Below are 15,141 nucleotides of genomic sequence, written 5' to 3'. Positions count from 1 at the left end.
TTCTAGAAATACGTTATATTATTTTCTGTAAACGGTTACATGAAATGGAGAGGGAAGAAAATGAGTACGATTAAAGACGTTGCAAAATTAGCGGGAGTATCTGTTGCGACCGTTTCCAGAGTGTTAAATAAAAATGGATATGTTCATGAAGATACGTTAAAGAAAGTAGAACGAGCGATTGAGATGCTAGACTATAAGCCTAGTACAGTAGCGCGTTCACTGTATAATAAAAAATCTCGTTTAATTGGCTTAGTTGTTCCAAATATCGTGAATCCATTCTTTCCAGAAGTTGCACGTGCCGTAGAAGATGTAGCGCATAAGCAAGGGTATACAGTTGTACTTTGTAACTCTGATGAAAGTTTAGAGAAAGAAAAGCAATATATTGATGTACTTAGGCAAAATAATGTAGATGGATTTATTGTAGCGACAAATCCACAAAATAGTGTGAATTACATGAACTTGTCAGTACCAGTCGTTGCAATTGACCGTATGTTTAATGAGCGTATACCTGCTGTGTATGCAGATAACTATGCGGGAAGTCAGGCAGCGACAAAGTTATTAATAGATAAAGGCTGTAAACATATTGCGCATATTCGTGGACCGCGTGACGTAAGTACAGCTAATGAACGTTTTGAAGGCTTTGTAGACGTTATTACGCAAAATAATCTTTCTTATATGATTGCAGAGAGTACATTTGATCCAGCTAATAGTGAGCGTGTAGCGGTGGAACTATTAGAAGAATACCCGCATATTGATGGAATTGTTGCTGGGAATGATTTAATTGCAATAGGTATCGTAAAGGCTGCGCTTCAAAAGGGGATTTCTATTCCGGATGATTTACAAATTATCGGATTCGATGGAATTTCTTTAACAGAGATGATGTATCCATCTATTACAACTGTTGCACAGCCAATTTATGAAATGGGGAAAGTTGCAACAGAACTGTTGTTAGAGCAGATGGAAGGAAACGTATTAGAAGAGAAACACTATCGTTTACCGATTGAAATTATAGAACGAAATACAACGAAATAAGGAGATGAAATAGATGCCAAATATTGCAGTAGTAGGTAGCATTTCAATGGACTTAGTGGCTGTTTCAAAAAAACGTCCGAAAGCAGGGGAAACAGTAATTGGTGAAGCATTTCATACAATTCCAGGAGGAAAAGGAGCTAACCAGGCGGTTGCTGCAGCTAGATTAGGCGCAAATGTAGCGATGGTTGGAGCGGTAGGAGACGATAATTATGGAACTGTAGTTAGAAAAAATTTAGAGAACGAACGCGTTTTTATCGACTATGTGGTACCGGTTACAGATGCGGCGACAGGAATTGCTCATATCGTTTTAGCAGAAGAGGATAACAGTATTGTTGTCGTGCAAGGAGCGAATGCTCTTGTCAATGAGTCGGTTGTAAATCGTTCAAAAGATCTTCTTATAAAAGCTGATATGGTTGTGCTTCAACTAGAGATTCCGCTTGAAACAGTAAAATATGTATTAGCTATTTGTGAGGAACACAAAATCCCGGTTATGTTAAACCCAGCGCCAGCACAAGTGTTATCAGAAGATATTTTAGAAAAGGCAACTTATATTACGCCAAATGAACATGAGTGTCGCATCGTATTAGATGATTTCACATCACCAATTGAAGAGTTACTGGCTAAATATCCAAACAAACTATTGATGACAGAAGGTTCTAACGGTGTACGTTTCCATAATGGTACGGAGATTGTACATGTTCCTAGCATTGCTGTTGATGTAGTAGATACGACTGGAGCTGGTGATACATTTAATGGTGCATTAGCAGTTGCGCTTTCTGAAGGAGAAACACTTCAAAAAGCAATTCGTTTTGCGAATATTGCTGGTGGTCTTTCTGTAACGAAACTTGGGGCGCAAGGCGGTATGCCAACGAGAGATAAAGTACGTGAAGTGCAGGTGATTGTCGGATGAAGAAGCACGGCGTATTAAATAGTGAGATTGCATCAATCCTTGCTTCACTTGGGCATACGGATACGATTGTAATTGCTGATTGCGGTTTACCAATTCCTGACGGAGTAAAAAGAATTGATTTAGCTGTTGAAATAGGAAAACCTAGCTTTTTAGATGTATTGCAAGTGGTAGCTGATGATATGGCAATTGAAAAAGTGACGTTAGCAGAAGAGGTTATTAACAATAATGCGGAAATAAATAAAGAGATTGAGCTGAAATTAGTAGAGCCAGCGTTTGAATATGTATCTCATGAACAATTTAAAGAGCATACAAAGAAAGCGAAAGCTATTATTCGTACAGGTGAGGCTACGCCTTATGCCAATGTAATTTTACATGCAGGCGTGATTTTTTAATAAAGGGAAGTGATGGGAATGCGTATTGAAATGAAAAATATTTCAAAGGCGTTCAATGGCAATCCTGTTTTGAAGAATGCACAGTTTATGATTGAAACAGGAGAAGTCCATGCATTGATGGGGGAAAATGGAGCGGGTAAATCAACGCTCATGAAGATTTTAACAGGTGTATACAAAAGAGATGGTGGAACGATCACGATTGATGGACAAGAACGAACTTTTAAAAATGCGAAAGAAGCTGAAGAGTACGGTATTGCATTTATACATCAAGAATTGAACATATTACCGAATTTAACAGTAGCTGAAAATATGTTTCTCGGTAAAGAGTTAATGTATGGGAAGACAGGTATTTTACGTACGCGTCAAATGAACGCTATTGCGCAGCAGCAACTAGCAGAGTTAGGATTACATGTAAAAGGCGCTATGTTGGCAGGAGAGTTATCGGTTGGACAACAGCAAATTATCGAAATTGCGAAAGCACTAATGACAAATGCAAGCGTTATTATTATGGATGAGCCTACAGCTGCATTAACAGATCGTGAAATTGAAACGTTGTTTACTGTCATTAATAAATTACGTAAAGAAGGCGTTTCGTTCGTTTATATCTCACATCGAATGGAAGAAATTTTTTCAATATGTGATACCATTACGATTTTACGTGATGGGGAATACGTCGGAAAGAGATCCATTCCGGAAACATCGTTTGATGAAGTAGTGAGTATGATGGTGGGACGCAGCATTGGTGAACGTTACCCAGAACGAAATAGTCAAATTGGCGATGTGATTTTTGAGATGCGTAATGGAACGAAAAAAGGGAAGTTTGAAAATGTATCGTTTCAGGTGAGAAAAGGTGAAATCCTTGGTGTTGCTGGTTTGATGGGAGCTGGCCGTACAGATATTATGAAAGCGATATTTGGATACGAACCTTTAGATTCTGGCCAAATTTTTATAAATGGACAAGAAGTAAAGATTGATAGTCCGATAGATGCGATTAGACAAAGAATAGCTTTCATTACAGAGGATAGAAAATCTGAAGGATTAGTGCTAGATTTCTCAATTCGAGAAAATTTAGCTTTACCGAATTTAGAAAGTCTTTCAAAGGGAAGCGTCTTAAGTAACGAACTAGAACAACAGTTTACGGCGGACATGATGAAACTTCTTAATGTGAAAGCATCTAGTGGAGAGCAAGCTGTGAAATCTCTTTCTGGTGGAAATCAGCAAAAGGTTGTTATTGCAAAATGGTTAGGTATCCACCCGCAGTTACTCATTTTAGATGAGCCAACAAGGGGTGTTGATGTTGGAGCGAAAAAAGAAATTTACTCTATTATGAATAAGCTTACCGAAGAAGGAGATGCCGTTATTATGGTATCATCTGAGCTTCCAGAAGTTTTAGGGATGAGTGATCGCGTTCTTGTTATTCATGAAGGAAAAGTCGGCGGCATTTTAGAGAAAGATGAGGCATCACAAGAGTCTATTATGGCACTAGCTACAGGGGGAGAGTAAGGATGGCTAAGAAGGGGAATGTAGTACAACAACTTGGGTCTTTAATTGGACTAGCGCTAATTATTGTAGTAATTACGGCTTTAAATCCAGCGTTTATTGAAATTCCAAATTTATTTAATATACTGCGTCAAGTATCGATTAATGCGCTTATTGCATTCGGAATGACCTTTGTAATTTTAACAGGGGGTATTGACTTATCGGTAGGTTCTATTTTAGCATTATCAAGTGCACTTGTTGCTGGAATGATGGCAAGTGGCATGGACCCGTTCCTTGCGATGGCAGTTGGATTATTAGCTGGTCTTGTAATGGGAATTGTAAACGGTATCATCATAGCGAAGGGAAAAGTAGCTCCATTTATTGCGACTTTAGCAACAATGACTATTTTTCGCGGGTTGACGCTTGTTTATATGGACGGACGTCCGATCACTGGTCTTGGTGATCATTTAATGTTCCAAATGTTTGGCCGCGGTTATTTTCTTGGTATTCCAGTACCAGCTGTTACAATGATGATCGCTTTCGCAGTGCTGTACTTCATTTTGAAGAAAACGACATTTGGTCGCCGTACATTTGCAATTGGTGGAAATGAAGAAGCAGCAGCATTATCAGGTATTAATGTTACGAGAATTAAAGTAATGATTTACGGTCTTTCCGGAATTTTGGCAGCGCTTGCAGGTATTGTCTTAACATCACGATTAGATTCTGCACAGCCGACTGCAGGTACTTCTTACGAATTAGATGCAATTGCAGCAGTTGTATTAGGTGGAACTAGTCTTTCTGGGGGAAGAGGATGGATTGTTGGTACATTCATCGGTGTACTTATTATCGGTGTACTAAATAACGGTTTAAATTTATTAGGTGTATCTTCTTTCTTCCAACAAGTTGTAAAAGGACTTGTAATCTTACTAGCTGTATTAATTGATCGCAGAAAAGAAGCGTAATGGAGGGACAGTTCATGAAGAAATGGTTACTTATACTCGTTGCATGTATTATGGTCATTACTGCTGGTTGTTCAATGGAACCACCAGAATGGGCAAAGGATTCTAGCGATAAAGGTCGAAATAAAACTATTAAAGTTGGATTCTCTGTTTCAACTTTAAATAATCCCTTCTTTGTAACTTTGAAAAAGGGTGCAGAAAAGAAAGCGAAAGATAGTGGCATCGAATTGATTGCTGTTGATGCACAAAATGATGCAGCAAAGCAAACAAATGATGTTGAAGATTTAATTCAAAAAGGTGTCGATGTAGTTGTTATTAATCCAACTGATTCAGATGCTGTTGCTTCAGCAGTAAGTGCAGCAAATGCAGCGAATGTTCCTGTTATTACAGTAGACCGCGTTGCAAATTCAGGTAAAGTTGTTTCTCACATTGCCTCTAATAACATTGAAGGTGGTCAAATGGCTAGTGATTACATTCGTGAATTAGTCGGCGAAGGAGCAAACGTTGCTGAGTTAGAAGGAATCCCTGGTTCTTCTGCTGCTCGCGAGCGTGGGAAAGGATTCCATAACGTAGCGGATAAATCTTTAAAAGTAGTTGCTAAACAAGCGGCTGATTTTGATAGAGCAAAAGGATTATCTGTTATGGAAAACATTTTGCAAGCAAATGGTGATATTAAAGCCGTGTTTGCCCATAACGACGAAATGGCATTAGGGGCACTTGAAGCATTGAAGTCTGCTGGAAAAACGGATGTAGTCGTTGTTGGATTTGATGCAACAGAAGATGCTGTGAAAGCGGTTAACGATGGGCGTATGGCTGCAACAGTTGCTCAAAAACCGGAATTAATCGGAGAGAAGGCGATGCAAACAGCAAAAGAGATCACGCAAGGTAAAAAAGTGGACAAATCTATTCCGATTGAATTAGAGCTTATTAAGAAAAACAAATAAATATAAAATGAAAATTAGGAAGGAAGAATAACAAATGAAATTCTTTATTGATACAGCAAACATTAACGAAATTAAAGAGGCAAATGCATTAGGTGTATTAGCTGGAGTAACGACAAATCCATCACTTGTAGCAAAAGAAGGCGTAGACTTCCACGAGCGCATTCGTGAAATTTGCAACGTTGTAGAAGGACCTGTAAGTGCAGAAGTAATTAGCTTAGAAGCAGATAAAATGATCGAAGAAGGAAAAGAGTTAGCGAAAATTGCTCCAAACGTTGTTGTAAAAGTTCCAATGACAACAGAAGGTTTAAAAGCAGTAAAAGCGTTCTCTGACTTAGGAATTCGTACAAACGTTACATTAGTGTTCTCAGCAGTTCAAGCATTACTTGCAGCTCGTGCTGGTGCAACATACGTTTCACCATTCTTAGGTCGCTTAGATGATATCGGTCATAACGGTATGGACTTAATTCGCCAAATCGCAGAAATCTTTGCAATTCACGGCATCGAAACAGAAATCATCGCAGCATCTGTACGTCACAGTGTTCACGTAACTGACGCAGCATTAAATGGTGCACATATTGCAACAATCCCAGCAAACGTAATTGCTTCATTAGTGAAGCATCCACTAACAGATCAAGGAATTGAGAAATTCTTAGCTGATTGGGAAAAAACACAAGAGAAATAATAGAAAATCAAGAATCCTAGTTTAAGTGACTAGGATTCTTTTTTTGTATTTAAAAGAATTTTCATGCAATTTTGCATATTGTCTTTTAAATTTTTTATATAAACTATTTAATATATACAAATCACTCTTTATTTTTCATATTTTGATATAGACAGATAGAGAGTCTGACCAGAAAACTGGAGGGCATGATTCTATAACAGAAAGCTTAATGTTTATAGAATTATGCCTTTTTATATAGGGAGGGCAGAAAGTAGAGCTTTTGATTTAAATGCACTTATTTATCCCACTTTAATGGGCAGTAAGACCCCCACCTCAAAATTCAGCGAAAGCAAAGAATTTAGGTTGGGGATCAACTGTCCATAAAAGTCCGATTGGTTCAACTAATAATCAGTGGGGGATGAAGAAAACCCCCACTGATTAAAGTTTCACTTTATCTGAATTTTAAGTTTTATAAAAGGAGAGAAATGAAATGAGAAGAAAAGCGCCATTTAAAGTGTTATCGTCATTAGCAATCGCGGCAATTATCGGATGCACATCTGTAATGAGTGCTCCATTAGCGTACGCAGAAACGCCAGCAAAAGAGAAAGAAAATGTATCTACAACACCAATTGATTACAATTTAATTCAAGAAGATCGTCTAGCGGAAGCTCTGAAAGAAAGAGGAGAAATTAATCCAGCATCTTCTAAAGAAGAGACGAAAAAGGCTGTAGAGAAATATATTGAAAAGAAACAAGGAGATCAGGCAAATAAAGAAATTCTTCCAGCTGATACTGCTAAAGAGGCATCTGATTTCGTGAAAAAAGTAAAAGAGAAAAAAATGGAAGAAAAGGAGAAAGTAAAGAAACCTGAAAAAAATGTTAGCCCTGAGCAAAAGCCAGAACCAAATAAAAAGCAATTAAATGGGCAAGTTCCAACATCTAAAGCAAAGCAAGCGCCGTATAAGGGATCTGTTCGAACGGATAAGGTATTAGTGTTACTCGTTGAATTTAGTGATTATAAACATAATAATATTGATCAAACACCAGGGTATATGTATTCGAATGACTTTAGTAGAGAGCATTATCAAAAGATGTTATTTGGTAATGAGCCGTACACGTTATTTGATGGTTCAAAAGTAAAAACGTTTAAACAATATTATGAAGAGCAGTCTGGCGGTAGTTATACGACTGATGGATATGTAACAGAATGGTTAACTGTTCCAGGAAAAGCATCTGACTACGGTGCTGATGGTAGCAGTGGTCATGATAACAAAGGTCCAAAAGGCGCACGTGATTTAGTGAAAGAAGCTTTACATGCAGCTGCTGAAAAAGGATTAGATTTATCTCAATTTGATCAGTTTGATAGATATGATACAAATGGTGACGGGAATCAAAATGAGCCTGACGGTGTAATTGATCATTTAATGGTAATCCATGCTGGTGTTGGTCAAGAAGCTGGTGGAGGTAAATTAGGCGATGATGCCATTTGGTCACATCGTTCAAAATTAGCAGTAGATCCAGTAGCAATTGAAGGAACAAAATCAAAGGTAGATTACTTTGGTGGCAAAGTAGCAGCACATGATTACACAATTGAACCAGAAGATGGAGCAGTAGGTGTATTTGCGCATGAATTTGGACATGACCTTGGCTTACCAGATGAATATGATACGAAATATACTGGAACCGGTTCACCTGTCGAAGCTTGGTCATTAATGAGTGGGGGAAGTTGGACAGGGAAAATTGCAGGAACAGAGCCAACTAGTTTCTCACCACAAAATAAAGATTTCTTACAAAAGAATATGGGTGGCAACTGGGCAAAAATTTTAGAAGTAGATTACGATAAAATTAAGAGTGGTGTAGGAGTTCCTACATATATTGATCAAAGTGTTACGAAATCAAATCGTCCAGGCGTTGTACGTGTTAACTTACCAGGCAAAAGCGTTGAAACGATTAAACCGGAGTTTGGAAAGCATGCATATTATAGTACAAGAGGGGATGATATGCATACAACGTTAGAGACACCATTCTTTGATTTAACAAAAGGAACAAATGCAAAGTTTGATTATAAAGCAAATTATGAGTTAGAAGCAGAGTGCGATTTTGTTGAAGTTCATGCAGTAACAGAAGATGGAACGAAAACATTAATTGATAGACTTGGAGAAAAAGTAGTCCAAGGAGATAAAGATACAACAGATGGAAAATGGATTGATAAATCATATGATTTAAGTCAATTTAAAGGAAAAAAAGTGAAACTGCAATTCGATTATATTACAGATCCAGCTGTAACATATAAAGGTTTCGCGATGGATCATGTAAATGTAACTGTTGATGGACAAGTAGTATTTTCTGATGATGCAGAAGGAACATCTAACATGCAGTTAAATGGATTCGTTGTTTCTGATGGAACAGAGAAAAAAGCTCATTATTACTACTTAGAGTGGAGAAACTATGCAGGGTCAGATAATGGATTAAAAGCAGGAAAAGGTCCAGTGTATAATACAGGTCTTGTCGTTTGGTACGCAGATGATAGCTTTAAAGATAACTGGGTTGGGGAGCATCCAGGTGAAGGCTTCCTTGGTGTTGTAGATTCACATCCAGAGGCACTTGTTGGCAATTTAAACGGAAAACCAACTTACGGTAATACAGGTATGCAAATTGCAGACGCAGCATTTTCATTTGATCAAACACCAGCATGGAGTGTAAATTCATTAACACGTGGACAGTTTAACTATTCTGGATTACAAGGTGTTACAACTTTTGATGATTCAAAAGTATATAGTAACAAGCAAATTGCAGACGCAGGAAGAAAAATTCCAAACCTTGGACTTAAATTCCAAGTTGTTGGACAGGCAGAGGATAAATCAGCAGGCGCTGTTTGGATTAAGCGTTAATAACAGAAAAGCACATTCTTCATATGAAGAGTGTGCTTTTTAAATTGTACAGTAAGTTATTATTTTAGCTTATGTAATACAAGTGTCTGTTCATATGTAGTGTATCAAATTATGTAGGGAAAGGAAATATTTCCGAGGAAATTGTCGAAGTATCGTCGGTATTTATACACTTTTTTTGTAAAAGAAGAACTGTAGTATTGCTATTACAGTTTAATTTATTTACATTGTTACTTGGTTAGACACAGAAGTAATATATTCGGCAATAAAAGAGCGCTATTGATAGTGCTCTTTTTTATGGGTAGAAAGGAGTGAGTTAAATGAAAGAAATAATTGAATGTCCACAGTGTGAAGGGAATATTACAGCGCAACATATTATGGATCTCCCGCATTCTTTTTCATTCAGGTGTCCACATTGTAAGGTGAAATTAAAAGAAATGAGGATTACACCGTGCTTAATATTAGCAGCAATTTGTATTATTCCACTATTTATTATGATTGGAGAGAGTATTAAGGAATTACTAGTAAAATATTTTTCTATTATAGACGATGTACCAACTGTACTTATTTTCTTCTTATTTTGTTATCCATTGTATTATCTCTATGAAAAATATAATGCCATATTGTTTATTAAATACGGCTTGTTGAAAGTTAAAAGTTGAATAGGAGTTTATCATTAAAAAAAGACAATGATGGAATTATCCTATCATTGTCTTTTTTACTTTGTCTCTACCTTTTACTTTGCTTCTTACGTAAATCATTCCGGCAAATGTTAATAAGAATGCAGTTCCAATAACGAAGCTGACGCTAGGGGATGCCCCGATTGCTCCAACTGTAAAGGATCCAGCAACAACTCCTAATGAGAAGAAAGCATAAAACAATCCGAATGCTTTTCCACGTTTATCATCTGTCGTATTTTCAACAAGTAATGCATTTATCGATGGGAAAAGGATAGCGAATCCAATGCCATAAATCATCATAACGATAAAGAGCATGCCTTTTGTTGCGAATAATCCAAGTAAAGATAATGCTAATGCCATTACTGCAATACCGATTAGCATTAGTTTTGAACGATTAAATCGATCATAAATACGATTTGTCGGTAGTAAGAAGAAGAGGATAGCGGTAATGCCGAATACACTTAACATCATGCCTGTTGTAGATGCTTTAAGTGCCAATGCCTCAACTTTCACTGGTAACATATACGTGACAATTCCTTGTGAAAACATGAGTGTGAAAGCACCAATATACGCCTGTAATAACGGTTCTGATTTCAATAGTTCAAACATATCTTCTTTGTTCATCATTTGTGTTCTTGAAGTATCTTTTCTTGATACGTTATTTGGTAAGAAGAAGAGAGATACGATTGTACCAAGAACCATTAAAATAGAAATGGTAATGAACACCCACTCTATACCAGCAGTTGCTTTCATAATACCGCTAAAAGCAGGTCCTACAATTGCCGCTGTTCCAACAGCAGCACCAGATAGAGCCATTGCCTTACCTTGTCTTGCTGCATTTGTTTGTTTTGATAAAAACGTAAAGGCAGCAGGAATTAAAAATCCGTCACTAAAGCCATGCATAAAGCGCACAACTAATAGTTGTTCACCACTTTGAACAACAGTGTATAACAAGACTATGAAACTCGTAAGTCCCATGCTTATATAAAGTATTTTTTTTGCACCAAATTTATCGACAGCAGCGCCAGCAATAATATTACCGATCATATTAGCGAATGAGTACATGCCGACAACTAGCCCAATAATAAGAGGGGATCCTCCAAGACTTTGAGCGAACGTACTCATAATAGGTAATTGTGAAAATGTATCTAGAAACGCTACGATAACAATAAAGTAAATAAAATATTTCAAGCGATATTCACCTCTCCTATGCTATTATGGCATAATGCTAATTTCAACCGCAATGAAATTGAATTAACAGATGTGGAAAAAAGTACAAAGTGACAAAATATTGAACGTTATTTGTTAAAATTTAGTGGAAATGAGATTGTTTTTTTGAAATATATGGATAGAAGTATTATAATAGATTTGTAAACTTCACCAGGTTAAGTATATACATAGAGAGGGATGTATAAAATGAAAGCATTACTTTGGCATAATCAACGTGATGTAAGAGTAGAAGAAGTACCAGAACCAACTGTAAAACCAGGAGCAGTTAAGATTAAAGTGAAATGGTGTGGTATCTGCGGGACAGACTTGCATGAATATTTAGCAGGACCTATTTTTATTCCGACAGAAGAGCATCCATTAACACATGTAAAAGCACCGGTTATTTTAGGTCATGAGTTTAGCGGTGAGGTAGTTGAAATCGGTGAAGGCGTTACATCTCATAAAGTGGGAGATCGCGTCGTTGTAGAACCAATTTATTCTTGTGGTAAATGTGAAGCTTGTAAACATGGACATTACAATGTTTGTGAACAACTTGTTTTCCACGGTCTTGGCGGAGAAGGCGGCGGTTTCTCTGAATATACAGTAGTACCAGAAGATATGGTTCACCATATTCCAGATGAAATGACGTATGAACAAGGTGCTCTTGTAGAACCAGCAGCAGTAGCGGTTCATGCAGTACGTCAAAGTAAATTAAAAGAAGGGGAAGCTGTAGCAGTATTTGGTTGTGGTCCAATTGGACTTCTTGTTATCCAAGCAGCTAAAGCAGCAGGAGCAACTCCTGTTATTGCAGTTGAACTTTCTAAAGAACGTCAAGAGTTAGCAAAATTAGCAGGCGCGGATTACGTATTAAATCCAGCGACTCAAGATGTATTAGCTGAAATTCGCAACTTAACAAATGGTTTAGGTGTAAATGTAAGCTTTGAAGTAACAGGTGTTGAAGTAGTACTTCGTCAAGCAATTGAAAGCACAAGCTTTGAAGGACAAACTGTAATTGTTAGTGTATGGGAAAAAGACGCAACAATTACTCCAAATAATCTTGTACTAAAAGAAAAAGAAGTGGTTGGTATTTTAGGATACCGTCATATCTTCCCAGCTGTTATTAAATTAATTAGCTCTGGCCAAATTCAAGCAGAGAAATTAATTACGAAAAAAATTACAGTGGATCAAGTTGTTGAAGAAGGGTTTGAAGCACTTGTAAAAGATAAAACACAAGTGAAAATTCTTGTTTCACCTAAATAATATAGAATAGTAAAAAGTAGCTCTTTTCTAGAAATAGAAAAGGGCTACTTTTTTTCTGTACAGAAAGATGATAGACTTTCCTGTAACTACAGGTATTTTGTTTGGAAGGGGAAGTCTCATGCTTTCATTTATGTTGACATTTAAACGAATGCTAAAAGCTTGTTTACGAGCGTGGAAAGATAAAGAATTTCAAGTATTATTCGTATTAACATTTTTAACATTAACATCCGGTACGATTTTTTATAGTACAGTTGAAGGGTTACGTCCTCTTGACGCTTTATATTTTAGTGTGGTCACGTTGACAACTGTCGGTGATGCCAATTTTAGTCCGCAAACTGATTTTGGAAAGATATTTACAATCTTATACATATTTATTGGGATTGGATTAGTGTTTGGATTTATTCATAAGTTGGCAGTTAATGTACAACTGCCTAGTATATTATCGAATAGAAAAAAAGAGTAAAGCATGTGGATGCTTTACTCTTTTTTTACATTAGTTTAGATAAGCCTTAATAATAGTTTATTAGAATGAAAGTGTATTCATTCATTATATTCACTGTGTATAAAGTTATAATGATATGAAAATCTGCATATTTTAATTTAGTGATAGAAATTTCGTGAAAGGTGGGATATTCTAGTCATAGGTTAACCGGATGACATCATAGGATCCTAACAAAAAGTTTACAATAATTCGATTATAAAATGGAGGATTTCAGATGAAAAAGAAAGTACTCGCTTTAGCAGCAGCTATTACAGTAGTAGCTCCTTTACAAAGCGTTGCATTTGCTCATGAAAATGATGGGGGAAGTAAAATAAAAATAGTTCACCGCTGGTCTGCTGAAGATAAACATAAAGAAGGCGTAAATTCTCATTTATGGATTGTAAACCGTGCGATTGATATTATGTCTCGCAATACAACACTTGTAAAACAAGATCGGGTTGCACAATTAAATGAATGGCGTACGGAGTTAGAGAACGGTATTTATGCTGCTGATTATGAAAATCCTTATTATGATAATAGCACATTTGCTTCACATTTCTATGATCCAGACAATGGAAAAACATATATTCCATTTGCAAAGCAGGCAAAAGAAACTGGAGCTAAATATTTTAAATTAGCTGGTGAATCATACAAAAATAAAGATATGAAACAAGCATTCTTCTATTTAGGATTATCTCTTCATTATTTAGGAGATGTAAATCAACCGATGCATGCGGCAAACTTTACAAATCTTTCGTATCCACAAGGATTCCATTCTAAATATGAAAACTTTGTAGATACGATAAAAGATAATTATAAAGTAACGGATGGAAATGGATATTGGAATTGGAAAGGTACAAATCCAGAAGATTGGATCCATGGAGCGGCAGTAGTGGCGAAACAAGATTACTCTGGAATTGTAAATGATAATACGAAAGATTGGTTCGTAAAAGCAGCTGTGTCACAAGAATATGCAGATAAATGGCGTGCTGAAGTTACACCGATGACAGGTAAGCGATTAATGGATGCACAACGTGTTACCGCTGGATACATTCAGCTTTGGTTTGATACGTACGGAGATCGTTAAGTATTTAAAAAAGGTCAAATCTCACAATAGAGTATTTGACCTTTTTATTACTCTACACATGGAGGTATGGAACGTGAAAGGTAAATTGTTAAAAGGTGTACTTAGCTTTGGGATTAGTTTAGGAGTTTTATACGGAGGATCTTCAGCTCAAGCAGATACGTCTACAGATCAAAACAACATTTTGAAAGTGATGACGCATAATGTGTACATGCTATCAACTAACTTATATCCGAATTGGGGACAAAGTGAGCGTGCTGATTTAATTGGGGCGGCAGATTATATTAAGAATCAAGACGTTGTTATATTAAATGAAGTGTTTGATAATAGTGCTTCAGATCGCCTTTTAGGAAATTTGAAGAAAGAATACCCAAATCAAACAGCTGTATTAGGTCGTAGTAACGGAAATGAATGGGATAAAACGTTAGGTAGCTATTCATCTGCAACTCCTGAAGATGGGGGCGTTGCAATCGTGAGCAAATGGCCGATCGTTGAAAAGGTTCAATATGTATTTGCAAATGGATGCGGACCAGATAATTTATCGAATAAAGGATTTGTATACACGAAAATTAAGAAAAATGATCGTTTCGTTCATGTAATTGGGACGCATTTGCAGGCTGAAGATAGTATGTGCGGAAAAACTTCACCTGCATCTGTACGTACAAACCAGTTAAAAGAAATTCAAGATTTTATTAAAAATAAAAATATACCAAATGACGAGTACGTTCTATTTGGTGGTGATATGAATGTGAATAAAATAAATGCTGAGAACAATAGTGACTCAGAGTACGCATCAATGTTCAAAACATTACATGCTTCTATTCCATCTTATACAGGACATACAGCAACTTGGGATGCGACGACAAACAGTATTGCAAAATATAATTTCCCTGATAGCCCTGCCGAGTATTTAGATTATATTATTGCAAGTAAGGATCATGCGAATCCATCATTTATAGAGAATAAAGTATTACAACCGAAATCTCCACAGTGGACTGTTACATCATGGCTCAAAAAATATACATATAATGATTACTCTGATCATTATCCAGTAGAGGCGACTATTTCTATGAAGTAGTCTTAAAAAGTTTCTTCTTAATAGGAAGAAACTTTTTTATTTTGTAGAGGAAATTTCAACTTTCTTTCCAATATGTATAAGACAT

Annotated in this window: 14 protein-coding genes; 13 read left to right on the top strand and 1 reads right to left on the bottom strand. The window is 36.6% G+C overall.

Going from position 1 to position 15,141, the window contains the following annotated elements:
- The first annotated feature begins 60 nt into the window (after window positions 1-60).
- The 9 genes from rbsR to MR070_RS18775 all read left to right on the top strand — a co-directional run bounded on the left by rbsR (window position 61) and on the right by MR070_RS18775 (window position 9,926).
- Window positions 61-1,032 (top strand): ribose operon transcriptional repressor RbsR, encoded by a 972-nt coding sequence (gene rbsR, locus MR070_RS18815; protein WP_000104037.1) that lies wholly within the window; start codon window positions 61-63, stop codon window positions 1,030-1,032.
- A gap of 13 nt (window positions 1,033-1,045) precedes the next feature.
- Window positions 1,046-1,942 carry a ribokinase gene (gene rbsK, locus MR070_RS18810; protein WP_001132853.1) on the top strand — a complete coding sequence of 299 codons (897 nt, stop codon included), beginning with the start codon at window positions 1,046-1,048 and terminating at the stop codon, window positions 1,940-1,942.
- Entirely contained in the window at window positions 1,939-2,334 is a 396-nt protein-coding gene (gene rbsD / locus MR070_RS18805; protein WP_000716155.1) for a D-ribose pyranase, read from the top strand. The genes rbsK and rbsD overlap by 4 nt, the downstream gene beginning before the upstream one ends.
- A gap of 18 nt (window positions 2,335-2,352) precedes the next feature.
- A complete protein-coding gene (rbsA, locus tag MR070_RS18800) occupies window positions 2,353-3,837 on the top strand; it encodes a ribose ABC transporter ATP-binding protein RbsA (RefSeq protein ID WP_001217688.1) in 1,485 nt (494 codons plus the stop codon).
- 2 nt (window positions 3,838-3,839) lie between these two features.
- A complete protein-coding gene (locus tag MR070_RS18795) occupies window positions 3,840-4,775 on the top strand; it encodes an ABC transporter permease subunit (RefSeq protein ID WP_001074652.1) in 936 nt (311 codons plus the stop codon).
- Window positions 4,776-4,789: 14 nt separating this feature from the next.
- On the top strand, window positions 4,790-5,716 hold the full coding sequence (rbsB, locus tag MR070_RS18790) for a ribose ABC transporter substrate-binding protein RbsB (protein ID WP_000758975.1): 927 nt from the start codon (window positions 4,790-4,792) through the stop codon (window positions 5,714-5,716).
- A 34-nt stretch (window positions 5,717-5,750) separates the two neighbouring features.
- Window positions 5,751-6,398: a fructose-6-phosphate aldolase gene (fsa, locus tag MR070_RS18785; RefSeq protein WP_000667661.1), complete on the top strand. Its 648-nt coding sequence runs from the start codon at window positions 5,751-5,753 to the stop codon at window positions 6,396-6,398.
- Between the two features lie 469 nt (window positions 6,399-6,867).
- A complete protein-coding gene (gene inhA2 / locus MR070_RS18780) occupies window positions 6,868-9,267 on the top strand; it encodes a M6 family metalloprotease immune inhibitor InhA2 (RefSeq protein WP_044791343.1) in 2,400 nt (799 codons plus the stop codon).
- A 317-nt stretch (window positions 9,268-9,584) separates the two neighbouring features.
- Complete coding sequence (locus MR070_RS18775; protein ID WP_000658669.1) at window positions 9,585-9,926, top strand: hypothetical protein; 342 nt, start codon at window positions 9,585-9,587, stop codon at window positions 9,924-9,926.
- A 36-nt stretch (window positions 9,927-9,962) separates the two neighbouring features.
- On the opposite strand, the gene MR070_RS18770 is transcribed toward MR070_RS18775, so the two are convergent.
- Window positions 9,963-11,135, bottom strand: coding sequence for an MFS transporter (locus tag MR070_RS18770; protein ID WP_000873241.1), 1,173 nt, complete (start codon window positions 11,133-11,135; stop codon window positions 9,963-9,965).
- Window positions 11,136-11,360: 225 nt separating this feature from the next.
- Between MR070_RS18770 and bdhA the strand changes: the two genes are divergently transcribed.
- The 4 genes from bdhA to sph all read left to right on the top strand — a co-directional run bounded on the left by bdhA (window position 11,361) and on the right by sph (window position 15,056).
- Window positions 11,361-12,413: a (R,R)-butanediol dehydrogenase gene (bdhA, locus tag MR070_RS18765; protein ID WP_000645822.1), complete on the top strand. Its 1,053-nt coding sequence runs from the start codon at window positions 11,361-11,363 to the stop codon at window positions 12,411-12,413.
- Between the two features lie 118 nt (window positions 12,414-12,531).
- Window positions 12,532-12,876: a potassium channel family protein gene (locus MR070_RS18760; protein WP_242261783.1), complete on the top strand. Its 345-nt coding sequence runs from the start codon at window positions 12,532-12,534 to the stop codon at window positions 12,874-12,876.
- Between the two features lie 253 nt (window positions 12,877-13,129).
- Window positions 13,130-13,981 (top strand): phospholipase CerA, encoded by an 852-nt coding sequence (gene cerA, locus MR070_RS18755; RefSeq protein ID WP_000731013.1) that lies wholly within the window; start codon window positions 13,130-13,132, stop codon window positions 13,979-13,981.
- A gap of 58 nt (window positions 13,982-14,039) precedes the next feature.
- Entirely contained in the window at window positions 14,040-15,056 is a 1,017-nt protein-coding gene (gene sph / locus MR070_RS18750) for a sphingomyelinase C (RefSeq protein WP_242261782.1), read from the top strand.
- The last annotated feature ends 85 nt before the right edge of the window (window positions 15,057-15,141 follow it).

This window comes from Bacillus cereus group sp. BfR-BA-01453, assembly GCF_022662915.1.
Taxonomy (GTDB): domain Bacteria; phylum Bacillota; class Bacilli; order Bacillales; family Bacillaceae_G; genus Bacillus_A; species Bacillus_A paranthracis.
The sequence above is the reverse complement of the archived record's forward strand: the minus strand, read 5'-3'. Positions and strand labels throughout refer to the sequence as shown.